General features: G+C 59.4%; 21 protein-coding genes and 1 pseudogene. 11 read left to right on the top strand and 11 right to left on the bottom strand.

Features of this window, described 5'->3' with window-relative positions; genetic code table 11:
- Positions 1 to 45: 45 nt before the first annotated feature.
- From ACFPWW_RS07565 to istB, 3 genes are all read left to right on the top strand, one after another.
- Positions 46 to 849, top strand: coding sequence for a Crp/Fnr family transcriptional regulator (locus ACFPWW_RS07565; protein ID WP_377311270.1), 804 nt, complete (start codon positions 46 to 48; stop codon positions 847 to 849).
- Positions 850 to 951: 102 nt separating this feature from the next.
- Positions 952 to 2,466, top strand: a complete 1,515-nt coding sequence (gene istA, locus ACFPWW_RS07570; RefSeq protein ID WP_417715074.1) for an IS21 family transposase — start codon at positions 952 to 954, stop codon at positions 2,464 to 2,466.
- Entirely contained in the window at positions 2,463 to 3,359 is an 897-nt protein-coding gene (gene istB, locus ACFPWW_RS07575; protein ID WP_377311271.1) for an IS21-like element helper ATPase IstB, read from the top strand. Before istA ends, istB begins: the two co-directional genes overlap by 4 nt.
- A 59-nt stretch (positions 3,360 to 3,418) precedes the next feature.
- On the opposite strand, the gene ACFPWW_RS07580 is transcribed toward istB, so the two are convergent.
- Both ACFPWW_RS07580 and ACFPWW_RS07585 read right to left on the bottom strand, forming a co-directional pair.
- Positions 3,419 to 3,658 (bottom strand): DUF6894 family protein, encoded by a 240-nt coding sequence (locus ACFPWW_RS07580; protein ID WP_080629468.1) that lies wholly within the window; start codon positions 3,656 to 3,658, stop codon positions 3,419 to 3,421.
- 53 nt (positions 3,659 to 3,711) lie between these two features.
- Positions 3,712 to 3,900: a hypothetical protein gene (locus tag ACFPWW_RS07585; protein WP_377311272.1), complete on the bottom strand. Its 189-nt coding sequence runs from the start codon at positions 3,898 to 3,900 to the stop codon at positions 3,712 to 3,714.
- Positions 3,901 to 4,049: 149 nt separating this feature from the next.
- On the opposite strand from ACFPWW_RS07585, the gene ACFPWW_RS07590 reads away from it, so the two are divergent.
- Genes ACFPWW_RS07590 through ACFPWW_RS07600 form a run of 3 tightly spaced genes read left to right on the top strand, consistent with a single transcriptional unit; the run spans position 4,050 to position 4,798 of the window.
- Positions 4,050 to 4,253 (top strand): hypothetical protein, encoded by a 204-nt coding sequence (locus ACFPWW_RS07590; protein WP_377311287.1) that lies wholly within the window; start codon positions 4,050 to 4,052, stop codon positions 4,251 to 4,253.
- Positions 4,254 to 4,298: 45 nt separating this feature from the next.
- On the top strand, positions 4,299 to 4,487 hold the full coding sequence (locus tag ACFPWW_RS07595) for a hypothetical protein (RefSeq protein ID WP_078051594.1): 189 nt from the start codon (positions 4,299 to 4,301) through the stop codon (positions 4,485 to 4,487).
- 20 nt (positions 4,488 to 4,507) lie between these two features.
- On the top strand, positions 4,508 to 4,798 hold the full coding sequence (locus ACFPWW_RS07600; RefSeq protein WP_377311273.1) for a DUF3175 domain-containing protein: 291 nt from the start codon (positions 4,508 to 4,510) through the stop codon (positions 4,796 to 4,798).
- A gap of 182 nt (positions 4,799 to 4,980) precedes the next feature.
- On the opposite strand, the gene ACFPWW_RS07605 is transcribed toward ACFPWW_RS07600, so the two are convergent.
- The 5 genes from ACFPWW_RS07605 to ACFPWW_RS07625 all read right to left on the bottom strand — a co-directional run bounded on the left by ACFPWW_RS07605 (position 4,981) and on the right by ACFPWW_RS07625 (position 9,531).
- Complete coding sequence (locus ACFPWW_RS07605; protein ID WP_377311274.1) at positions 4,981 to 5,496, bottom strand: DUF305 domain-containing protein; 516 nt, start codon at positions 5,494 to 5,496, stop codon at positions 4,981 to 4,983.
- 131 nt (positions 5,497 to 5,627) lie between these two features.
- A complete protein-coding gene (locus tag ACFPWW_RS07610; protein WP_377311275.1) occupies positions 5,628 to 6,050 on the bottom strand; it encodes a CBS domain-containing protein in 423 nt (140 codons plus the stop codon).
- Between the two features lie 43 nt (positions 6,051 to 6,093).
- Positions 6,094 to 6,408, bottom strand: coding sequence for a plasmid stabilization protein (locus tag ACFPWW_RS07615; RefSeq protein ID WP_377311288.1), 315 nt, complete (start codon positions 6,406 to 6,408; stop codon positions 6,094 to 6,096).
- Positions 6,409 to 6,862: 454 nt separating this feature from the next.
- Complete coding sequence (gene ggt / locus ACFPWW_RS07620; RefSeq protein ID WP_377311276.1) at positions 6,863 to 8,620, bottom strand: gamma-glutamyltransferase; 1,758 nt, start codon at positions 8,618 to 8,620, stop codon at positions 6,863 to 6,865.
- Between the two features lie 248 nt (positions 8,621 to 8,868).
- Positions 8,869 to 9,531, bottom strand: a complete 663-nt coding sequence (locus ACFPWW_RS07625; protein WP_377311277.1) for an extracellular solute-binding protein — start codon at positions 9,529 to 9,531, stop codon at positions 8,869 to 8,871.
- Here ACFPWW_RS07625 and ACFPWW_RS07630 point away from each other — a divergent pair.
- Positions 9,482 to 10,285, top strand: a pseudogene (locus tag ACFPWW_RS07630) (SLC13 family permease); the annotation flags it as partial. The gene ACFPWW_RS07625 and the pseudogene ACFPWW_RS07630 sit on opposite strands and share 50 nt — an antisense overlap.
- Before the next feature lie 355 nt (positions 10,286 to 10,640).
- Here the strand turns inward: ACFPWW_RS07630 and ACFPWW_RS07635 are convergent.
- The 4 genes from ACFPWW_RS07635 to ACFPWW_RS07650 form a co-directional block, all read right to left on the bottom strand.
- Positions 10,641 to 10,940, bottom strand: coding sequence for a putative quinol monooxygenase (locus tag ACFPWW_RS07635; RefSeq protein WP_377311278.1), 300 nt, complete (start codon positions 10,938 to 10,940; stop codon positions 10,641 to 10,643).
- 120 nt (positions 10,941 to 11,060) lie between these two features.
- Entirely contained in the window at positions 11,061 to 11,861 is an 801-nt protein-coding gene (locus ACFPWW_RS07640) for a type 1 glutamine amidotransferase domain-containing protein (RefSeq protein WP_377311279.1), read from the bottom strand.
- Positions 11,862 to 12,039: 178 nt separating this feature from the next.
- Positions 12,040 to 12,843: an alpha/beta fold hydrolase gene (locus tag ACFPWW_RS07645; protein WP_377311280.1), complete on the bottom strand. Its 804-nt coding sequence runs from the start codon at positions 12,841 to 12,843 to the stop codon at positions 12,040 to 12,042.
- 241 nt (positions 12,844 to 13,084) lie between these two features.
- Positions 13,085 to 14,638: an ATP-binding protein gene (locus tag ACFPWW_RS07650; protein ID WP_377311281.1), complete on the bottom strand. Its 1,554-nt coding sequence runs from the start codon at positions 14,636 to 14,638 to the stop codon at positions 13,085 to 13,087.
- A 360-nt stretch (positions 14,639 to 14,998) separates the two neighbouring features.
- On the opposite strand from ACFPWW_RS07650, the gene ACFPWW_RS07655 reads away from it, so the two are divergent.
- The 4 genes from ACFPWW_RS07655 to ACFPWW_RS07670 all read left to right on the top strand — a co-directional run bounded on the left by ACFPWW_RS07655 (position 14,999) and on the right by ACFPWW_RS07670 (position 20,841).
- Entirely contained in the window at positions 14,999 to 17,851 is a 2,853-nt protein-coding gene (locus ACFPWW_RS07655) for an ATP-binding protein (protein ID WP_377311282.1), read from the top strand.
- Positions 17,852 to 18,136: 285 nt separating this feature from the next.
- Positions 18,137 to 18,604, top strand: a complete 468-nt coding sequence (locus ACFPWW_RS07660) for a GlcG/HbpS family heme-binding protein (RefSeq protein WP_112705771.1) — start codon at positions 18,137 to 18,139, stop codon at positions 18,602 to 18,604.
- Complete coding sequence (locus ACFPWW_RS07665) at positions 18,601 to 19,341, top strand: SDR family oxidoreductase (protein ID WP_112758432.1); 741 nt, start codon at positions 18,601 to 18,603, stop codon at positions 19,339 to 19,341. Before ACFPWW_RS07660 ends, ACFPWW_RS07665 begins: the two co-directional genes overlap by 4 nt.
- Before the next feature lie 129 nt (positions 19,342 to 19,470).
- Entirely contained in the window at positions 19,471 to 20,841 is a 1,371-nt protein-coding gene (locus ACFPWW_RS07670) for an NAD-dependent succinate-semialdehyde dehydrogenase (protein WP_377311283.1), read from the top strand.
- Positions 20,842 to 21,028 lie beyond the last annotated feature (187 nt).

Genomic DNA, 21,028 nt, shown 5'->3' on the forward strand with positions numbered 1-21,028 from the left:
GCAGGTTGATGTTTTCGAGCAGAGGGGCGAACCGGGCGAACCGCTATGCTTGGATCAGATTTTCTTGTTTATAACCGATTGTTGAAGACCCTCGGCACAGAACGCCTGTCGCAGCTTGCGTCCCGGCTGGAGCCCGTGGATCTGCCGGCGGGACATCGGCTCGTTGCCGCTGGCAAGCCCATTTCTCATCTCTGTTTTATCGAAACCGGTCTTGCATCGACGGTTGTTCATGATGACGGCGGCAAAAGCATTGAAGCCGTGCTTGTTGGGCGAGAGGGCATCACCGGCTGGCCCGTTCTGCTGGGCGCGGAAACCACGCCGGACGAAACCATCATGGGCGTGGGCGGTCGTGGCTTCCTGATTCCGGCCGTTGAAATACGGCGGGAAATGGAGGAAGACGCGCGCCTGCGGGAGCTTTTGCTGGGCTATATCAACATCTGCCTGCTTCAGGCCGGCCAGCTTGTGCTTGCAAATGGGCAATATGGTCTGCGGGAAAGGCTCGCACGCTGGCTGCTGATGTGTCATGACCGCCTCGATACGGATGATCTGCCGATTACCCATGAGTTTCTCTCCACCGTTCTTGGCGTGCGGCGGCCGGGCATTACCAACGAGCTGCATGTTCTCGAAGGCATTCATGCCATTCGCGCCAGCCGCGGAAATGTCCGCATTGTCAATCGCGGCATACTGGAAGACGTCGCCGACATGACCTATGGCGTCCCCGAAAGAGAATATGAAACACTGATGGCCCGTATGCGGATGGATGATACCTGCGCGGCGACAATCAAGGTGAGACTCAGCGTCAATCAGGATGAGACTCGGCGGCGGGGGTGTGACGAAGGGAGGGCGTAGCCCGACCGGAGTTACACCCCCGCCGCGGCGCAATTTTTAGGCGTCTCATGATTGCGGTCGGCCCGCTACGGTGGCGGTTTTCTGGAATGGAGAACCACCTTTGTGCCGGGTCGCCATGTAACCGATCATCAGATGAGATTATTCATGAAGTATCGACAAACGCATTCTGTTGAGGTCGCCGCCGCGAAGGCGTCGATCAGCCGGGCGACGGCATTCCGCATCGAGAAAGAGCAGCGCCTTCCGTCGCAGAACAAGCCGCCCCGCGGTCGGCGTCGCCCCGATCCGCTTGAGCATATCTTTGATGCGGAGGTCGTTCCGCTCCTCAAGGCTGCTCCCGGCATTCGTGCGGTCGCCGTTTACGACGAGATGCTGCGGCGTCATCCGGAATTGCCCGAAGGCATTCGCCGCACACTTGAGCGGCGCATCCGGTCATGGCGGGCCATTCACGGTGAGGCACAGGAGGTGATCTTCCGCCAGACGCACGAGCCCGGCCGGTTGGGGCTGTCGGATTTTACCGACATGGGCAGCCTCGGCGTGACGATTGCCGGTCAACCGCTCGACCATCTGCTTTATCACTTCCGGTTGGTCTGGTCGGGCTTTGAGCACGCCCATGTCATTCTTGGCGGCGAAAGCTTCGTCGCTTTGGCGGAGGGACTGCAGAACGCCCTGTGGTCCATTGGCGGCTCGCCGCTCTATCACCGCAGCGACAGCCTGTCGGCTGCCTTCCGCAACCTCGATGCCGATGCCAAGGTCGATCTGACAAACCGCTATGAGGACTTGTGCGCTCATTACCGGATGACGCCAACCCGCAACAACAAGGGCATCGCCCACGAGAACGGCTCGATCGAAAGTTCCCACGGCCATCTCAAGAACGCAGTCCGCGATGCACTCCTGATGCGCGGCACCCGAGACTTCGACGATCTCCGCTCCTACCGCGCCTTCATCGACGAGATCGTCAGCCGCCGCAATGCCGCACATGGCAAGCGCATCGATGCCGAGCGCCCGCACCTGCAGGCACTTCCCGATCGCCGCACCACCGACTTCGAAAAGGTGGTCGTCACCGTGTCGCGCACCGGCGGCTTCGCCTTGCGCAAGGTCTTCTACACCGTCCCCTCCCGTTTGATCGGCCACCGGCTGCGTGTGCGTTTGTTTGACGATCGTCTCGACGTCTTCATCGGCGGCACGCATCTGCTGACGTTGCCGCGAGGTCGCGCCCACGCGAGCGGCAAGCATGACCAGGTCGTCAACTATCACCACGTCATCCACTCTCTGCGCAAAAAGCCCATGGCGCTTCTCAACCTGGTCTATCGCGACAAGCTCTTCCCCCGGCCGGAATATCGAAGGGCTTTCGACGCTCTCATCGAGCAACTGCCTGACCGACAGGCTTGCAAGATCACCGTCGAATTGCTGGCGCTCGCTCATGATCGCGGTTGCGAGCGTGAACTGGCCGAGGAGCTTGCCAGAACGCTCGACGCCCGCAAACTGCCCGACCTGGTGGCCTTGAGAGCGATCTTCGGCCCAGACCCGGATCAGCTGCCGACCGTTCATGTGCAACTCGCACCGCTCAATAGCTATGAAGACCTGATGGGGTCTGCCTATGCGGGAGAAGCCGCATGAAGAACGTCCACAACACCATCGACGAAGCCCGCCTCGGCATCATGCTCAATGAACTGAGGCTGCCGACAATCAAAACGCTGTGGCCGCAATTTGCCGAACAGGCCGATCGTGAAGGGTGGCCCGCGGCTCGCTTCCTGTCGGCCATCGCCGAACACGAGCTGGCTGAACGGGCGCATCGCAGGATCGAACGTCACCTCGCCGAGGCGCATCTGCCGCCCGGAAAGACGCTCGAGAGCTTCGCCTTCGACGCCGTGCCCATGATCTCCAAAGCCCAGGTCATGGCGATTGCCGCCGGCGATAGCTGGCTCGCCAAAGGTGCCAACATCCTGTTGTTCGGCCCGCCCGGCGGCGGAAAGAGCCATCTCGCCGCAGCCATTGGCCTCGCACTGATCGAGAACGGTTGGCGGGTGCTGTTCACGCGCACGACAGACCTCGTCCAGAAGCTGCAGGTCGCACGGCGTGAGCTCCAGCTCGAATCCGCCATCGCAAAGCTCGACAAGTTCGATCTGCTCATCCTCGACGATCTGGCCTACGTCACTAAGGACCAGGCCGAAACCAGCGTGCTCTTCGAACTCATCTCCGCAAGATATGAGCGGCGTTTCATCATGATCACCGCCAATCAGCCCTTTGGAGAATGGAACCGCGTCTTTCCGGACCCGGCCATGACGCTTGCCGCGGTGGACCGACTTGTTCATCACGCAACCATCTTTGAAATGAACGTCGAAAGCTATCGGCGACGTTCCGCCATGGAAGCCAAACGCCAACGCGGCAGACCTGCCGCCTTCGCGACAATCAAAAGCTCTTCCCAGTTTGTCGCGGAGCGGCAATCACAACACGATGAGACTCTTGCCAGCGACAATCAGCATGATACCTTCGTGCCGACCGCGACATAAGAGTCTTATCCAGATTGTCGCCGCCGTCTCATCCTGATCGTCGCGCTATAGATACCCTTTCAGTCCTTTCGGTCCAGCGCATCGGTGAAACGGACGACTTTCAGTAAGTCATGCTGCTTGTTACGGATAATGATGCATCCTTCGGAGATGTCACGCCCTTGCAGGATCGCCTCGCTCATCAAGGCGCGGGCGTCCTTGCGCGCCTCTTCGATCGCTTGGTCGAGGGAAGGAAGCTCGCTTCCCTCCGGGTCATCAAGGACGTTTTTACCGCTGATTACATTGAAGAAAAATCTTGGCATGGCGGGTCTTCCCAAGAAACGATGGTCGCCGCTGACGCATGGAGTGGCTGTCCCTAGCCAAACTGCCGCAAATATTGCGCCTGTTTCTCAAGCCGTGCGGCAAGTTCGGAAATGCTCATATTCGTCGCGCAAAGATGAATGGCGCATTCCAGGAATTGCAGGGACGAGCGTCGGAGAAAGTCCTGCTGCTGCTCATGCGCCATTCTGGAGATGCGATCGGTTTTTCCGGATTTATCCGTCATCGTCTGTTCCCTCGGTTTGAATTCTTGATCGCCTAACCAGTGGAGCGTGCAATTGTTTCGAAAAAAATCCTCCTGTTGCCTCCCGGTCTTCGCGGAACATTGCCGCAGCAAAGTGGTTGGGGAGCGTTGAAACCCAACCGGAGGCAATGATGACCAATAATTCTCCACGAGACGGTGCTCCCGGCACCACCGAACAATCGCCGCGATGGGAAGGGCCGAAGGAAAGCCGACCCAGAGGCTACATGAAACCCACGGACGACCCCGAGCACGATCGGGATGCTGTCGGTGAAAATCTCAAGGACCCACGGAAGAAGCGTGTTTCCGATGCAATGAAAACCCGCGACGACCAATAGGCCAGCGGCTTGTCCGCTGCCACCCGACGACGACAGGAGGAATAAATGTCGACCTCGACGAAAACACCGGCAAGTATCCGGCAGGGCGGGCCGGGCTCTTCCCATGAAAACGCAAAGGCCCCCCTGGAGATCAAGAAACCTGCGGCAGACAATGACAAACGTTCAAAGAGCAGGGTTTCCGGGGGAGGGGGTGAGCGTGACAGTCACCACACCCATGACCCCGAACGAAAATAATGATCCCCTGGGAGAGAACGATGAAAAAGGCAAAAAAGAAAAAGAAGTGGTCACAGAAGGTGACCAGGGAAAGCGATGCGCTCGATCTTGAGAAGGAGGTGTTCACCAAAGACGATCCCTCACAGATCGCACGTTCGCTGAAAGCCTCGGCGGAACAATCCTCCAGGCGCAAGACCAGCCCTTTCCGGTCTGCAATGTCGATGCTGGTGTTTTACGTCAACCGTGCAGGCGGGACGTTGCCCGGAAAACGCAAGGAAGTGCTGGAAGATGCGAAGGATGAGCTTCGCAAGGAATTCGGGAAATCGCGATAGACGCAAGTGAGCTTACCATTGGCCCCTGTCGCGCGAAGCCCCGAAGCAGGGCTCGGGGCCTTGCAGTGAATATCGGCTCCTCACGCAATATTAAATGCCGGAACTCCTGTGACGCGCCATGCCCCGGAAAATGCCGGATGACGACGCGGCGCGTCAAGAGGCGCGGCCAGAGACGCCGGCAATCATCTCGAAGGCCCGCCGATCTCTCCGTGGAGGCGCTCGTCGATTGCGTTCATTTGCTCGATTTCTGCGCGCTGGCCGCGGGAAATCTCCGCACAGAGTGCCATAAGTTCCGGATCGGTGATCTTCGCATTTCTGCACATGAGAATGGCGCCGGAATGATGGGGGACCATCGAAGCAATGAATTGTCGGTCGCCGATCAGGGTCTGGTTACGCGTACCGGTGAAAGCCGCCACGAAGAGGAGGGCGAGACCGGCATGGAGAAAAAGGTTCAGCCGCTTGTTCGGATACATCCCACCCATCGTCGCGAGCATAAGGACGCCCATCGGCGCAACCATGGTTAGAGCCATGTAGACCATGTTGAAATTGTTCCGGAAGTCGCCCCAGCCGTCGATCATGGAGAACATCACGAGGTACATAACCACCAGGCTGAGGACCATGTTAAGGGCGAAAGCCGCATAGGGATGGCCGGCGGCGTGGGTTTTCCCTTCATGATTGGCGCCGTGATTGTCGTACATCTGGTCCTCCCGTTGCCGCACAGCGGCTTGCCCAGGGGAGGAGTGCAGCCCTCCCCGGTGATGATCTAGTCGGTGGAGCCATCAAAACAGGCTCCGGGCCATAGGTTTAATGCGGCTGCACGCCCGACTGGCTATGGGTCCCGCCGGGACGGGAGATCGCTGCCAATGCCTCGCCCCACGCCGGTGCCGTCGGTTTCCACGGCGACATCGCCGAGGGACAGGATTCCCACCAACTGCTTGTTGCGGTCGAGGACGGGAATACGGCGGATCTGCTGGTCGCCGAGATTGCCGCAGACATCTTCCACATCCTCGTCATCGAAGCAGTATTTCACTTCCCTGGACATGATGTCGCTCGCTTTGGTGTCCGGACCTTTGCCTTCGGCAACTGCGCGAATTGCGATATCGCGGTCGGTGAGCATTCCCAACAACTTTCCTTCCTTGCCGACCGGCAGGATACCGGCATCGATTTCCGCCATGATGCGGGCTGCTTCCTGAATGGTTTCTTCCGCATTCACGACGCGCACATCATGCGTCATGACTTCCTGGACTTTCATCGCGGTAACTCCTTCTGACGGTAGATCCTTACTGCAGACCCGCTTAGTGCTGGGCGTGCTGCTCATTGCGTTTGCGGGTGGCAGCGGCCTTTTTGGCGGAAGCGGATCGCTCTGCCTTCGGTCTTGCAGCAGCGACCTCACCACCTTTGCGGCCACCCTTTTCGGAAGAGGCGTGGTTCTCGGCATGGCCACGACCGGAGCCGGATTTCTTGCCGCCGCCGCTTTCCTTGTTCACGGTGGCCCAAGCACGCCGCTCGGCCTCCTTCTTGCCGACGCCGCGATCCTCATATCCTTCTTCGATATGCTCGGCCTTGCGCTTCTGTTTGTCCGTATAGGAAGACTTGTCGCCACGGGGCATCATGCTTCTCCTTTTGGTTGAAGCGCCCCTAACTCCAGTGGTCAAACGATGTTCCCGAAGATGTGAGATCGGTTTTCCGCGTGCCCGGGTCCTGGTGGGCTCAGCGCGAAAAACTACATTTCGATCACCGCCACATCGCGGGCGCAGCGGCACGCGACTTTCAGCAACTCGTCAAGATCGGTGCCCCAACACGCATCGGGAAGCGGCGGCACACATGTTATGCCCTCCACGCTCAGAGCTGATGAGCTCACACGAGACCCTCTGAAAGCCTAAGCACCGGCGAGAACAAAAGGGTGTGGCCGTATACCGGAAGAAATCCTCTTTGCAGGATTATGGCGCCAACCGCACAATGATCGTGACCTTCGGAGACGACAGTTTCCGTTCGACGACCAGAGCCTGTGCTGCATCAGCATGGGTGTCGCCTGCGCTCATGCCCTTTCCGCAGGCTGAGCGTTCACTCCCCCACCACCACTCCCTCGCGTCGTGGATCGGCGCTGCCGGCCAAGCCTTGGGCGGTCATCTTGATAGCATGCAGGCCGGAATTCATCTCACTCGGTTTCACCTCGTAACCCAGCGCCTTCAGCGGCGCGACCAGATCTTCCGCACTGGTGCCGGCTTCGATGTCGTAGGTGCCGAACCGGTTGATGAGATGCGGCTGGGCGACGATCACTTCCACCGGCATGCCCCAGTCGATATAGGCGATCAGCGCCTGCGCCACATAACCGATGATCTGGCTTCCGCCGGGCGAACCAATGGCGAGCAGCGGTTTTCCATCCTTCATCACGATAGTCGGGGCCATGGAGGAGCGCGGTCGTTTACCGGGCTCGACGCGGTTGGCGATTGGCAGACCGCCGTCATGTGTCTTGAAGGAAAAGTCCGTCAATTCGTTATTGAGCAGGAAGCCATTCGTCATCAGACGCGAGCCGAAGCCGCTTTCGATCGTCGTCGTCATCGAGACCACGTTGCCTTCCTTGTCGACGATGACGAAATGGCTCGTCGACGGCAACTCAAGCGCGGAATCCCGGCCGAAAAGCAGCGCGTGGTCCCATTCCGGCTCACCGGCCTTGACGGCGTCGTTGGCCAGCGCCTTGTCGCCGTCGAGCAGCTTTGCCCTTTCGCCTAGATAGGTCTTGTCCAGCATGCCCTTGACCGGTAGCGGCACGAAATCGGTGTCAGCGACGTAACGCTCGCGGTCGGCGAAGGCGAGACGCTGCGCGTCGCCGATAATGCGCCAGCTTTCGACATTTTTCGGCCCCAGCGATCTGAGATCGAAATTCTCCGCCATGCCGAGCATCTGGCCGATGGCGATGCCGCCTGACGATGGCGGTCCCATGCCGCAAACGTCAAGTGCACGATAGATAAAGCAGACTGGCTCGCGCTCGATGACGCGATAGTTGGAAAGATCGGAAAGCGACAGCACGCCGGGATTGTCGGCTGCCTCGCGCACTGTCTTGACGATCGCCTCGGCAATTTTCCCCTTGTAAAAGGCATCGGCGCCGCCCTTGGCGATCGCTGCAAGCGTCTCGGCATAGGCCGGGTTCTTCAACGGAGCACCGGCCTGCCGCGCGGCCCCGGAGGTGTCAAAGAAATAGGACCGCGCCTCTGAAAATTTCTTCAGCCAGTCGCCCTCGGAGGCGATCAGAGAGGCAAGGCGCGGCGACACCTGAAAGCCATCGGTCGCCAGCGTTTCCGCCGGCTTCAGCAGGCTTGCCCATTCCGCCTTTCCATAGCGTTTGTGAGCTTCCTCCAGAAGTCGCACCGTTCCCGGCGTGCCAACGGAACGACCGCCGATCACTGCGTTCATGAATTTAAGCGGCTGACCTTTGTCATCCAGGAAGAGCTTTGGTGTGGCTTCCATCGGTGCCGTCTCCCGGCCGTCCAACGTCGTCAGCTTGTCGCTTTTTGCGTGGTAATAGACGAGGAAGGCGCCGCCGCCGAGACCGGAACTCTGCGGTTCAACGAGGCCCAGCACAGTCTGCACCGCCACCATCGCATCTATGGCGTTGCCGCCCGCGGCGATCACGTCGCGCCCCGCTTTGGTCGCGAGCGGATTGGCTGCGGCGACCATGAAGTTCTTTGACTGGACGCGTTTGGCGGTGGCAAGCCCCGTCGCTTTCTCGGGAGCCACCGTGTCGGACGCCTGCTGGGCGGAGGCGATTGCGACGGAAAACATCAAGGCGAGAACAGCCCCGCTGAGAAATCTCATTTTCATTAGCCTTATCCTCCAGAACGGCACAACCCGTTAGTGTGAGAAGGGCATCAAACTGAGTCAACAGGCAGGTCGAACCCGTAATGATTCAGGCGCGGATGATTTTCCGAAATCTTCCTTCGCTCCCATAAAGGCCCGGCCGTCGCGCGTATTTCGGCCCCGTCCGCGAGTATGAGTAAAGCGTTTAAGCATTTTGTCGCTTTGTTTCAGGCGATTTATCCGCTCGCATATCACGTCGCGCGACCTGCCCTTCATGCAGTTGCTATCCCTTTATCCCGCTCGCCGCGATACTGGAGATGAACAGCCTCTGCCGAAGACGTGGCCGGGATCAGGCCGATCGCATCGGAGAACTGCGCGAGATATTTGTCCTGTATGGCGAATTTAATGAAGGCGGATGCGCCTTCGGGATGCTTGCTGGTCGCTGATACGCCAAATTGCCAGGATCCTGCGCCGATCTTTGGACCGTTCCCGAAATCAGGGGCAGGCAGGAACAGCAGGTCGTCTCCATATTTCTCCAGAGCCTTCACCGCAACCCAGTTGCCCATCCATTGCAGCGCGTGGCGGCCTTCTAGAAAGCCGGTTTCATGGTCGGCAGGCGATTGCGATGTTCCGGGTGCCAGTTTTTTCTGGAACAGGGACTGCCACCATTCCCCGAACTTGATGGCATTGTCTCCGTTAAGGGCGTTCTCGGCGGTTTGATAATTTTCCTTGTCGATCAAGCTGCCGCCGAAGCTTTCCAGAAACGGGCTGAAGGCGTAGCTGTACCATTCGGTTTTATCGGCCATGCCGAGGTCGATCGCATATTCGAACTTGCCGCTGGCCGCGAGCTTTTCGAGCGCTGCATTAAATTCCTCGCCGCTCCACGAAAGCGGCGATCTGATCATTCTTGCGGCGCAGCGCGGGGGCGCCGGCATTCCGCCGGGCAGCGTTGCCAAGGATGCCGGTGGCGTCGTCCTGCAGGCTGGCGACACGATGCTGCTGCAGGGAACCTGGAGAGCGCTCGACGTCCATCTGAACGACCCTGATGTGCTGGTGGTGAACTCGCCCGAACTGGTCCGCCGCCAAGCGGTTCCCATGGGTCCCGGCGCCCGTCAGGCGGTTGTCATCCTGGTCGTGATGGTCCTTCTGCTCGCCACCGGCCTCGTGCCGCCGGCGGTGGCGGGTCTGCTTGCCGCCGGCGCCATCATTCTCTCGGGGATCATGACCGTCGAGCAAGCCTACCGCGCCGTCGGCTGGACGACCGTTATCCTCGTCGGCGCGATGATGCCGCTCTCGACGGCAATGGTGGAAACAGGCGCGGCCAAGCTGATGGCAGATCATCTCGTCGCCGCCGTCGGAGAGGCGGGTCCCGTCGCGCTGCTTGCCGGGCTTTTCGTGCTCACATCGATCATGGGGCAGTTGATCAGCAATACGGCGACGGCCTTGATCGTCATCCCGATCGGGGTGGCGGCGGCGACCGCCATGGGGATTTCGCCACGCCCGGTCCTGATGAGCACTGCGGTTGCCGCGGCAGCCGCCTTCCTGACCCCGATAGCGACACCGACGAACCTGATGGTCATGGGTCCCGGCGGCTATGCCTTCAACGACTACTGGAAGCTCGGATTGCCGTTGTTGCTCTGGTTCTTCGTCGTGTCGGTGTTCATCGTGCCGTTGATCTGGCGGTTCTGAATTTGCTGGATGGAGGCCGACCGTGGCGACGATCTGGTCGTGTCGCCTCCGATGAACTGGCAACCTGGCTGGCGTGGCATCGCCGCGTTTGCAGCATGACCGCTCGTGATGCAAGTAAGTAATAGCGACTGTATAGCAGTTGCGGCTTGTGACTTTACAGGTTGTCCGTGCAATCAGGCCCCCGCAACCGGCTGCTTGATGTCATCATCCCCTGTTCCTATCCCGGAATCTGAAGTAGCCCCCTCACGATACCGATGACCTGCCTGCCTCCTGGGCGGCCGCCGGACTGGCGACACGCCATGCAGATGGAAAAGCGGGCGGTATCGATGGGGAAATAGGGTGAGGTGGCTGGCCGTCACCTAACTTCCACAGGCTCGAGCTCCCACGCCGTTCGCTCGGCCAGTTCGGGAATCTTGCTCAGATAGGCCTGATAATGGGACGTCATGCGATGCGCCTCGACGGCGGCGGCGTCCAGGTAGAGTTCATCGAGAACATAGCGATCGCCATGTGCCCGGTCGCGCCAGACATCCCAGCGCAGATTGCCGGGTTCGGCCCTGCAAAGCGGTGCCATGCCAACAAGCAATGTTCGCAGCTCGGCGGCTTTGCCGAGGTGGGCAGTCAGGATGGCTGTGATCTTGGTCGGCGATTGCATCATACCAAAGGCTCCCCGATGGGATGCGCCAGGCCGGTCCGCCTGGACGCACAAGACATTGCGGGCAGGGGACAACGGCATGAAAGGGCACACTGGCACCTTCCATGCCGCCATCGCGTCAACTCATGCCGAAACGGTTGCCCGGTCGAGCGCCTCGATGAGTTTCTCCGCGAGGGGATGATCCGATCGCGGGTTTTGGCCTGTAATCAGTTCGCGGTCCTCCACGACATGCGGGGAGAAGTCGACCGGGGTTGTGGTGACGTCGCCGCCAGCGATGCGCAAAGCGTCGGGCATGTTGAAATAGAGTTTGCCGTGAAGGATCTGTTCTTCGATCGGTTTCTCCTCGCTGGCGGAAAATACCGTCATCTTGTAGCCGGTATATTGCCAGGCTTTCGCCAGTTCGGACGCCTTGCCCAAGTCGCCGGAAATCAAGGCCGCCCGGTATTCTTTTGCCTGCGGCAGCGCGGCAAGCGCGGCAATCGGCCCGTGACACAGGAAGGCAGTGGGCTTCCCGCTCTTGTGGAAATGGCGCAGGATTTCGCCGAGGTCGGCGTTCTGCATGAGATCGACGACCGGCGCCTGTCCCCCAGGCACGAAGACACCCGCATAGCCCTCGAGCCCCTCGTCGATCACCGATCTCAAGGTCCGGACGTGCTTCATTCCCGGATTGTCGCTGAAAAAGGCGCGCCCGCGCTGCAGGGCGGCCTCATCACCATCAAAATGCTGGGCAACATCCGATACGGGATCGATATGCGGCCTGGTGCCGTCGGGCGTCGCCAGCACAACGTCGTAACCGGCTTCGAAAAGCGCCATGGCAGGTACGACGGTTTCGTTGAGGTATTGACCGGTGGGACCAGTTCCACCGCCTTGAATTTCGATCCGGGTAGCATTCGAACCAATGACAAGCACTTTACCCTTGTTCATGGGAACCTCCTGACTTGATGCGGTTAAAAACGGTGCGAGCGAGCGGTTACGATGGTGAAACTCATTCCAATGCCCATGCCGGCGGCCTCTGGCTCACGTTCCCTCAGCATCCGCCTGGTCTCGGAAAGTGAAGGTTGCAATTGTGGGCATCGCATGGTCCTGCCTTGCCTTTGCCGGCCTACCGGGCCGCCTCCACGATGAGATCTGCGACCTCTTCGGGATGGGAGAGCATGGCAACGTGGCCCGACGGCACTTCAACCATCTCGGCTTTTGCGGACTTCACCTGGTCTCTTTGCATATCGGGCGCGATGATCTGATCCTTCGTCGCTACAACCATGAACGAGGGTTTGTCACGCCAGGCGGCATGGCTGACGGGCGTGGTGGTGGCGCGCACATGGAAACGTCCCTGCACGACCGCTACGAGCCTCTGCTCGTCTGGCGACAGGCCTGCCGCGAAGTACCTGGAGATTCCTTCATCGCTTATCTTGAGATACCCGTCCTCATCCTTGACATAGGTCTTTCGGCTTTCCTGAGCGGGGTATCGGGAGGCGATATCGACCAGCGATTGGCCGGCATCAGGTGCGTAGGCAGCTACATAGACCAGGGATTGGACCTTCTGGCCGTTGCCCGCCTCGGTGATGACCACGCCACCCCACGAATGACCCACGAGCACGACAGGTCCTTCGGCATCGCGGATTGCGCGCCGGGTGAAGGCCACATCGCTCTCGAGGGATTCCAAAGGATTCTGGACGGCGATAACTTTCAATCCGACCTTTTCCAGAAGCGGGATCACCTTCTGCCAGGACGATCCGTCGGCAAAAGCGCCGTGCACGAGGACGACGGTCTTGGCTTTGAGATCCGCTGCGAGCGCGGCAGGAGATATGCTTGCGAAGGCCATTAGGGCGCTGGCGACAAGTCCAAGGTTTCGGGACATGCGACGTTCTCCGGTCAGTGATCCGATGGCGATATTGGGAATAATCAACCAACCGAGCCTCGGAGGCATATTAATTGTGGTTAAATCCTGCGATTATGGCGTGTTCAGATGTGCGCCAGGCAACCGCATCCTCCCGTGGTTCTTCAGACCCTTCGCCTCCTCCCGTTTTGCTGCGTTGGCCGACGAGGCATCATGACCGCCTGCCGGCTGCCGTGTCGGTAGCGCGCGCCAATCCATTTGCATCGAGAAACTGCATGGTCTGCGGCTCCCGGCAGGAAACCCTGGAAGCTCAAGATGCCTGGAGTTGCATCGCCTGTCCGCCATTCGACGAGACAATCATGCTCGCATCGTGTTGTTGAGATGTTTGAACATGGCGCAAAGACTGGGGATGTTCTGTGAGCATGCGCTCCCCAGATGCGCGCAGCTTGAACGCTGCATAGGTTTTAGCGATGCCTGATAGCTTGAGGTGCGCAGGTCCCGTGCCCGGGTGAACTGAAAGGAGGGACTTGTCGATAAGATTACCGATGGATTTGACGGTATCTGCTTGCCCGAGGCCATCGTCTTCCATCATCGTGAGGGCGGCATCGAGGGAGAACTCGCCCGAGAAGGCCGATAGTTGCCTGAAGACTCGTTGATCCATCGCGGACAGAAGGGCATAGCTCCAATCCATCATTGCTTCCGCATTTTGATGTCGAGGGTTGGCGTATCGACTGCCCCGCCATCGTAAAGCAAGTTGGTTGTCCAACAGTTGCGCGACCCGATCGAGGCCATAGGGTCCCATGCGGCTTGCAACAAGCTCGATCGCCAGCGGGTTGCCGTCCAATCTCCTGCAAATGGCCGCTATCCTAGCTGCTTCCTCGTCGCCCAGCGGCTCCAGGTAACCGCTATCGACCGCGCGTTCCACGAATAGCTGGATCGCGGGCCAATGTAACGCCTGGGCGGCGGTCAAACGCCCTGTGTTTGGAGGAACAGCAAGCGGTCGCAGAAGGAATACCGACTCGCCGGGCATACGGAGCGCTTCCCGGCTCGTGGCGAGAACATGCGTATTGGAGGTCCGTCGAAGCAGCGAACTCACGATATCGGCCACTGCGTCAATAACATGTTCACAGTTGTCGAGGACTAAGAGGATGCGTCTTGGTGACAGCTGACCGACAATGGCCCCAATGGCATCACTTGCTGAAACGGGGATCTTCAGAGCTGAGGCCACCGCTCCCAGCACCGCTGTCTCATCTTCGACTGAGCCGAGATCGACGAAATACGCCAGTTCGAACATGGGGAGCGCACGTGCCACCAGGACAGCTAGAGTCGTCTTGCCGATTCCTCCCGCGCCCACAATGGTCATGAAGCGGCGCTCCGCCACCATCTGTGAAAGCTTGGAAATATTCTCGTCGCGGCCGATAGGGCGGCCCAATCGAGGCGGAAACGAAACCATCGTTGCGGCATAGGATCCATCGAAACAAGTCCGATCGTCGCTCAGGGCGGCATGGCAGGGCGGATCCGGTTCGGACGCCCCTTCCCACGTGACCGGAGCGACGAAGCTGTAGCCGCGGCCCGCAACGCTGACGATGTAGCGATTGCCATTTTCGCCACAGCCGATTTCGCGCCGCAGATGTGTCATTTGCACGCGTATGTTGGAAGCTTCGACGTTGAGGCCAGGCCATGCAAATGCCATGAGCTCCCCGTGTGAGAGAACCTGTCCCCGGTGTCGGACGAGGGCGACAAGGATGTCGAAGGCGCGGCTGCCTATTGCCAGCAGATCGTTGCCTCGCAGGAGAACCCTTGCAGTCGGGTTCAAGCGAAATGGTCCAAAGCTAAAATAGCCGCTGCTGCCGTGATATCCCATTTCGGTTTCCCTCGATGGTTTTGTCCTCGTTAGGGCAACGCAATCCGTATGTATCCAGTTCTGATGTTACAGGAGTTCGCCACCAAGGGGGTAAAGTGCGGTAAATTATCGGGCGCCGCGCGGCATGAAACTGACGCCGACAATCGGCCAAAAATTTATCGGCCGGCTATGGGCGTGGTATATCAAAGCAAGCCAAGTGAGGTAATTTGGTCCGATAATGCCGCCGATGGCAGACAGGCTCTGCCGTGCTCCAGGGCTGGTTGGCCGAGATCCGGAAATTGTCGCGTCCGCCCGCGCGCGATAATGGCCTCGATACCATTCTTGCGCGGACCCGATCATTCAGCCCGCAAAGAGGAGCGCATGGTATCGACGGAACCGGATGATGTGGTCGCATTTGGTCCCTTTCGCCTTCACAGGGAGCACCGCCGCTTGTTTTGCGGTGCCGAAGAGGTGCAGCTCGGCGGTCGGGCAATGGAGATGCTGGTGACCCTGGCCCGAAAAAAGGGCGAAATAGTCCAGAAGGAGGAACTATATAACGCTGCGTGGCCAGGCATCTTTGTCCATGAGGCCAATCTGAAAGTGACAATCGCCTCGCTCAGGCGGGCACTGAGGGAATATTCCCCCGCGGAGGACTATATCAGGACGTTTGTAGGCCGTGGCTATTGGCTGAGCGATCAGATTGTTGCCGAAAACATCCCGAGCATTGCGGATCTGCCTGTTGTGGCAAATACCCGGTTTCCCGAACTGGGCACGGTTATCGGGCGGGATGTCGAAATCGCCGAATTGCGAGACAGTATTGCCACCAACCGACTGACCACGATCGTTGGCCCCGGCGGCATTGGAAAGACAACGGTTGCGGTCGCCACCGCTCAGCTGTTCGAAGACGAAGAGGGCGGTTTTGTCACCTTCATCGATCTCGCCCGGGTGGCCGGTGAGGAATTCGTCATCCCTTCAGTTGCCGCGGCGTTCGGTATCAGTTCAAGCAGTCAGGATCGCCTTGAGGCGATCTCATCGATCCTCGCTCGAAGGAAGACACTGCTTTTGCTCGACACGTGCGAGCACGTACTCAATGCCGTTGCGCATCTTTGCGATGTCGTCCTTGCAAATACCAGGGACGTCAGGATTCTCGCGACGAGCCGCCAGGCTCTCCGCGCGAAACGAGAAGAGGTTCTCTGGCTTTCTCCTTTGGAAGTACCTCCGCCTGGCCGCAGCTACACCTCCGAACAAGTCCTTCTTTACTCCGCGCCCCAGCTACTTGTCGAACGAGCGTCCGAGAAGGGGAAATACACGATTGAGGATAGAGATGCCTCTGCGGTCGCCGAGATATGCAGACGGCTCGACGGATCGCCTCTTGCCATCGAACTTGTTTCGTCCTGGCTGACGGGCCGAAGTGCTCCCGATGTACTGGGGGAGCTTGACGATCGTTTCACGACACTGATCGGACGTGGTGAGGATGGACCACTTCGCCAACAGACCCTGCTTGCGACATTGGAGTGGAGCTATGCACTCCTGACGAAGAGCGAGGCAGCCGTGTTGCGTGCCGTGTCGATCTTCATGGGTACGTTCGATATGGATGCGGTTGTCAGCGTCGCAATCCACTACGGCCTGGATCCAACGACCGTTTTTGATGCTGTCGCCGGGCTGCGCGCCAAGTCGATGCTGAGCGTCGAACAGATGTCGGGCGGGATGCGATACCGCCTTCTTGACAGCACTCGAGCATTCGCAGGCAATCTGCTGGAAGCCTCGGGGGAGCTGCCAGTCGTGTCGGAGGCTCATGCTCGCCTTGTGCTGGGCATCTTCACTCGTGCGAGTGTCGATCGGACACGGCTTCCGGCGCGGCAGTGGCACGCTGCCTATGCCAGCCACGCGGACGATTTGCGCAGGGCTATCGGGTGGGCGCTCTTTCTTCGCGGCGATCCGCTGCTTGGCATGCAACTGGTCGCATCCGGCATACCTCTATGGCATGAGTTGTCGTCAAGCGAAGAGGCCCGCAGCAACTGCGAGCACGCGCTTGCCGAGTTCGACCGTATCGGCTGCGATGATAGAAGCCTGAAGCTTAAGCTGATTGTGGGGCTGGCGGCCGTAAGCAGCTACATATCAGCCGATGCGGAGAAGGCCATCAGGACCTTTGAGACCGCAATTCAGCTATCACGTGAAATCGGGGATACCAATGCTGAGTGCCAGGCCTTGGGCGCTCTGGCGAGATATCGGCTCCTGCCCGGCAACCAGACCGAAGTCCAAAAGATTCTCAAAGAGTTGAAACGCGTCGCAGCGCGCTCGCACAATCGCCTGGCGCAATGGGAACATGAATTTCTTCGCACGGAACTGGACATCATCCACTGCCAATATCCACCCGCGATAGCCAGGATGGAAAAGTTGCGTCAGCAACTGCGGAACGCCTCGGAGGGATCCGTTTCGCGCTTTGATCTCGATCCCAGGATCAGATCAGAAACGGCAATAAGTGCGCTTATGTGGCTTGGCTCCCGCAGGCCCGGAACGGGCCTCAGCGGCGCCCGAATTATCGCGCGTGAGGCATTGGAAGCTCATCATGGATGGACGCTCATCTATTCTTATGCACACGGAATACTTTTTGTTCTGAGCGAATGTCAGGAATGGGCGCAAGCCAAATACTACTCCGTGCTACTGAAGGACACGATCTATCGTCACGGCATGCCGGCATGGATTCCGGTCGCAAACTGCCATATCGAAGCGCTTGATGCACTCTCCGGCGTTCGAAAGGACCCAGACGGAGTAATGTCGGCGTTTGATGAGCTCCGCACCGGTCTTAGGCAGATCGGACGTCATGTATACTACGCGCTTTTGATAAGGGCGCTCTACGCGAACGGGCATACGGATGAAGGCATGCGGATTCTCGACTATTTGTTCGAGGTAGGACCGCAACGCTCGATGGTGCCCGAATTGCTGCGCTTGCGAGCCGTCAAAGAACGGTCGGCTGGGCGCGATGACGATGCGATCGCCACCTTGCGTCAGTCGCTGCAAGCGGCCGAAGACAACGGTGCGTGGGGCTGGAGGATTCGCTCCGCAACGGATCTTGCCGCTGTTTTGAAAGATCGTTTGCGGTTTGATGACGCTAAAAGTGTTCTCGAGCCCATCTATCGCCAATTCGTGGACGGCTTCGATACTCCTGACTTGCAAAGAGCCGGAAACCTGCTGACGGAACTGCGGAATTTCGGGCGTGTTCCGCGCTCATAGCGAGCTATACGCCGGTTCGTCGCGGATCGAGTGCACGCGGTCAATTGCGAAGAACTGCAAGACCTTCGATTGCCTGTGCTTGGCTTTGTTAATTCGAGCAAGAGCGATGACATGGCAGATTTCGCACGCATTGACGGCGTTTAGCGTGCATCGCCAAGACCGGATGTTAGTCTGTATCCCATTCAGATGACCGAGACGCATCGTGCGGACGCTCCGGCATGTCGCCGCGGGTGTGAACTGTTCGCTCGAATGATGTGCGCCGATCGGATCTTCCGAGGATGCGAGATGACCAGGCTTATCGCTACCCTTACCCTCGATGACGCTAAACTGATGCTGTCGGCGGCGGAAGCAAAGGCGGTGGAGTTTGCCATCGCCTACAATGTCGCTGTGGTCGATGCCGGAGGACATCTTATCGCCTTCGTCCGGCAGGACGACGCGCTGATCGGCAGCATCGATCTGGCCATCAAGAAGGCCGTTACGGCACGGCTCTTCGACAAGAAAACGGATTACCTGGCAAGCCTGGCCCAACCCGGCAGGCCGCTTTTCGGCATCCATCAGAGTAATGACGGCAACGTCGTCATCTTTGGTGGCGGGCTCCCCGTCGTCCGAGAAGGGCGGCTGATCGGAGCGGTAGGAGCAAGTGCCGGCTCGGTGGAGCAGGACATCGCTGTTGCCCAAGCCGCCGTATCCGCCATTGATCTTGGGTTGGCGGGCACGCGATCGGTCAATTCAGGAAAGGAGCAGAGAAGATGACGACCAATATCGAAGGAAAAGTCGTACTGATCACCGGTGGCGGAACCGGCCTGGGCGCCGAGACCGCCCAGATGCTGGCTTCAAAGGGCGCGAAGGTCGCGATAGCCGCGCGCAGGCGGGGCAAACTTGACGAGGTTGCCTTCAGGATTTCCGCCTCCGGCGGCAAGGCCCAAGCCTACGAGTTGGACGTGGCAAACAAGAACCAGTTCAAGTCGGTCGTGGACGCGGTCGTTTCCGATTTCGGAAAGCTTGATGTCCTGATCAACAATGCCGGGTTGATGCCGATCCGCCCGATGGCGGAGGCGAATACCGAAGAATGGGACGCGATGATCGACGTCAACCTCAGGGGCACCCTTTACGGCATTGCTGCGGTCCTGCCGATGTTCATCAAACAGGAAATGGGCCATATCATCAACGTCAGTTCCGTCGCTGGCGTCAAGGTCTTCGCGCCGGGGGGCACGGTCTATTCCGGCACCAAGTTCGCTGTCCGCGCCATCTCCGAGGGGCTGCGCCAGGAAGTCGGAAGCAAGATCAGGGTGACCTCGATCGAGCCCGGCGCCGTCGAGAGCGACCTCAAGCATACGACGAGCGGCACGTCGCAGGATGCGGTGATGGAATTTTACAAATCGGCGATCCCCGCCAGTTCCGTTGCAAGGGCGATCACGTTTGCCATCGAGCAACCTGCTGACGTGGACATCAACGAGATCGTGCTGCGTCCGACGGCGCAGGAATTCTGATCGGCGGCTCGAATCCGTTACCGCCACGACTCTCATCGATCGCGACCCGGGTCGCGGCGCTGCGCGAAGGCGCGTCCAATGTTCTCAAGATCGGCCGTTTCCGATCCCACATTAAGAGGAGAATATGACATGGCTTATCAGAGCGTAAATCCGGCGACCGGTAAGGTCCTCAAGACATTCAACAATCACAGCGACGAGGAAATTGAAAGGGCGCTCACCCGGGCGCACTCCCTCTATAAATCGCCTTGGTGCAAAGGCGACAGGACGCCCCGGCTCAAGGTCTTGCGCCGGTTTGCGGAATTGGCAAGCGAGCGCGTGGACGACCTGGCACGCATCCTTACGCTGGAAATGGGCAAGCGCATCAACGAGGCGCGCACCGAGGTGCGGATCACCGCCGAAATCGCCCGGTATTATGCCGACAACGCCGAAGCCTTTCTCGCCCGCGAGAAGGTCGTGACATCGAAGGGCGATGCATGGTTGGAATATCACCCGATCGGCGTCGTCGTCGCCGTCGAGCCCTGGAACTTCCCCTTCTATCAGCTGGTTCGCGTGGCCGGACCGAACCTCGCAATCGGCAATCCCGTGCTCGCAAAACATGCCAGCATGGTCCCGCAGGCCGCAGTTGCCTTCGAAGAGCTGCTGATCGAAGCAGGTGCGCGGGAGGGCGCCTGGACGAATATCTTTGCGACGGGTGAGCAAATCTCAAAGCTTATCGGCGACGATCGGGTTCAAGGCGTGGCCCTTACCGGTTCGGAGGGCGCGGGGAGCGTCGTGGCGGCCAACGCGGGCAGGAATCTCAAGAAGTCCGTGATGGAACTCGGAGGAAGCGACGTTTTCGTCGTCCTCGACGATGCGGATGTCGACAAGGCCGTCGCCGCCGGGTTTGAGGCACGGCTTCGCGGGTGCGGGCAGGTCTGTAACGGCGCGAAACGCTTCCTCATCCACGAGAAGGTTGCCGACGAGTTCGTCAAGAAGCTCGCCGAAAAATTCACGAGCACCAAGATTGGCGATCCCATGGATGAAACCATCGGGCTGGGACCGATGTCTTCGGTAGGAGCACGTGACGATATTGCGGGGCAAGTCGAGCGCGCCGTCAAGGCCGGGGCCAAGGTCCTGGTCGGCGGAGAGGTGATCGAGGGACCTGGCGCCTACTACAAGCCGACCATTCTCACGAATGTAATGCGAGACAACCCCGCCTATTTCGAGGAGTTCTTCGGTCCCGTGGCGCAGGTGCATGTCATCACGAACGATGACGACGTCATCAGGATTGCGAACGATTCGAACTTCGGGCTCTCCGGCGCGATCTTCACCGCGGACGTCGAGCGCGCGAAGTCGCTGGCATCGCAGGTCGAGACCGGGTCGGTGTGGATCAACACATCCTCTTTCACCGGGCCGGAACTTCCGTTCGGCGGGGTGAAGAGATCCGGCTACGGTCGCGAGCTCGCAGGTGCGGGTATCAAGGAACTGGTGAACCAGAAGATGGTGCTTGTCGCGCACTGATCCGCGTATCGTGCCAACCGGATCGCACTGGCATCCAGCGTCACGAAAGGGGCCGCGGCAGAGCGGCCCTCGTCAGGGAGCCACGGCCCCGCACCTGCCCCGAAATGGGCTCCTTGAGGCGCGCCGGGGATTGGGGTCGGTCCGGCTCCGATATCGTCGAGCCGCGATCAAGCCCCGACGATTGCGA

Origin of the sequence: Rhizobium sp. GCM10022189 (assembly GCF_042656325.1) — a bacterium.
Lineage (GTDB): Bacteria > Pseudomonadota > Alphaproteobacteria > Rhizobiales > Rhizobiaceae > Rhizobium.

Excerpts from the sequence above, each read along its gene's own strand:
- istB (WP_377311271.1), top strand. The coding sequence starts at position 2,463 with ATGAAGAACGTCCACAACACCATCGACGAAGCCCGCCTCGGCATCATG.
- ACFPWW_RS07635 (WP_377311278.1), bottom strand. The coding sequence starts at position 10,940 with ATGATGCAATCGCCGACCAAGATCACAGCCATCCTGACTGCCCACCTC.
- ACFPWW_RS07615 (WP_377311288.1), bottom strand. The coding sequence starts at position 6,408 with ATGCCCCGTGGCGACAAGTCTTCCTATACGGACAAACAGAAGCGCAAG.
- ACFPWW_RS07600 (WP_377311273.1), top strand. The coding sequence starts at position 4,508 with ATGAAAAAGGCAAAAAAGAAAAAGAAGTGGTCACAGAAGGTGACCAGG.
- ACFPWW_RS07670 (WP_377311283.1), top strand. The coding sequence starts at position 19,471 with ATGGCTTATCAGAGCGTAAATCCGGCGACCGGTAAGGTCCTCAAGACA.
- ACFPWW_RS07640 (WP_377311279.1), bottom strand. The coding sequence starts at position 11,861 with ATGAACAAGGGTAAAGTGCTTGTCATTGGTTCGAATGCTACCCGGATC.
- ACFPWW_RS07595 (WP_078051594.1), top strand. The coding sequence starts at position 4,299 with ATGTCGACCTCGACGAAAACACCGGCAAGTATCCGGCAGGGCGGGCCG.
- ACFPWW_RS07625 (WP_377311277.1), bottom strand. The coding sequence starts at position 9,531 with ATGCCGGCGCCCCCGCGCTGCGCCGCAAGAATGATCAGATCGCCGCTT.
- ggt (WP_377311276.1), bottom strand. The coding sequence starts at position 8,620 with ATGAAAATGAGATTTCTCAGCGGGGCTGTTCTCGCCTTGATGTTTTCC.
- ACFPWW_RS07580 (WP_080629468.1), bottom strand. The coding sequence starts at position 3,658 with ATGCCAAGATTTTTCTTCAATGTAATCAGCGGTAAAAACGTCCTTGAT.
- ACFPWW_RS07610 (WP_377311275.1), bottom strand. The coding sequence starts at position 6,050 with ATGAAAGTCCAGGAAGTCATGACGCATGATGTGCGCGTCGTGAATGCG.
- ACFPWW_RS07585 (WP_377311272.1), bottom strand. The coding sequence starts at position 3,900 with ATGACGGATAAATCCGGAAAAACCGATCGCATCTCCAGAATGGCGCAT.
- ACFPWW_RS07650 (WP_377311281.1), bottom strand. The coding sequence starts at position 14,638 with ATGGGATATCACGGCAGCAGCGGCTATTTTAGCTTTGGACCATTTCGC.
- ACFPWW_RS07655 (WP_377311282.1), top strand. The coding sequence starts at position 14,999 with ATGGTATCGACGGAACCGGATGATGTGGTCGCATTTGGTCCCTTTCGC.
- ACFPWW_RS07605 (WP_377311274.1), bottom strand. The coding sequence starts at position 5,496 with ATGTACGACAATCACGGCGCCAATCATGAAGGGAAAACCCACGCCGCC.
- ACFPWW_RS07590 (WP_377311287.1), top strand. The coding sequence starts at position 4,050 with ATGACCAATAATTCTCCACGAGACGGTGCTCCCGGCACCACCGAACAA.
- ACFPWW_RS07565 (WP_377311270.1), top strand. The coding sequence starts at position 46 with ATGCTTGGATCAGATTTTCTTGTTTATAACCGATTGTTGAAGACCCTC.
- ACFPWW_RS07665 (WP_112758432.1), top strand. The coding sequence starts at position 18,601 with ATGACGACCAATATCGAAGGAAAAGTCGTACTGATCACCGGTGGCGGA.
- ACFPWW_RS07660 (WP_112705771.1), top strand. The coding sequence starts at position 18,137 with ATGACCAGGCTTATCGCTACCCTTACCCTCGATGACGCTAAACTGATG.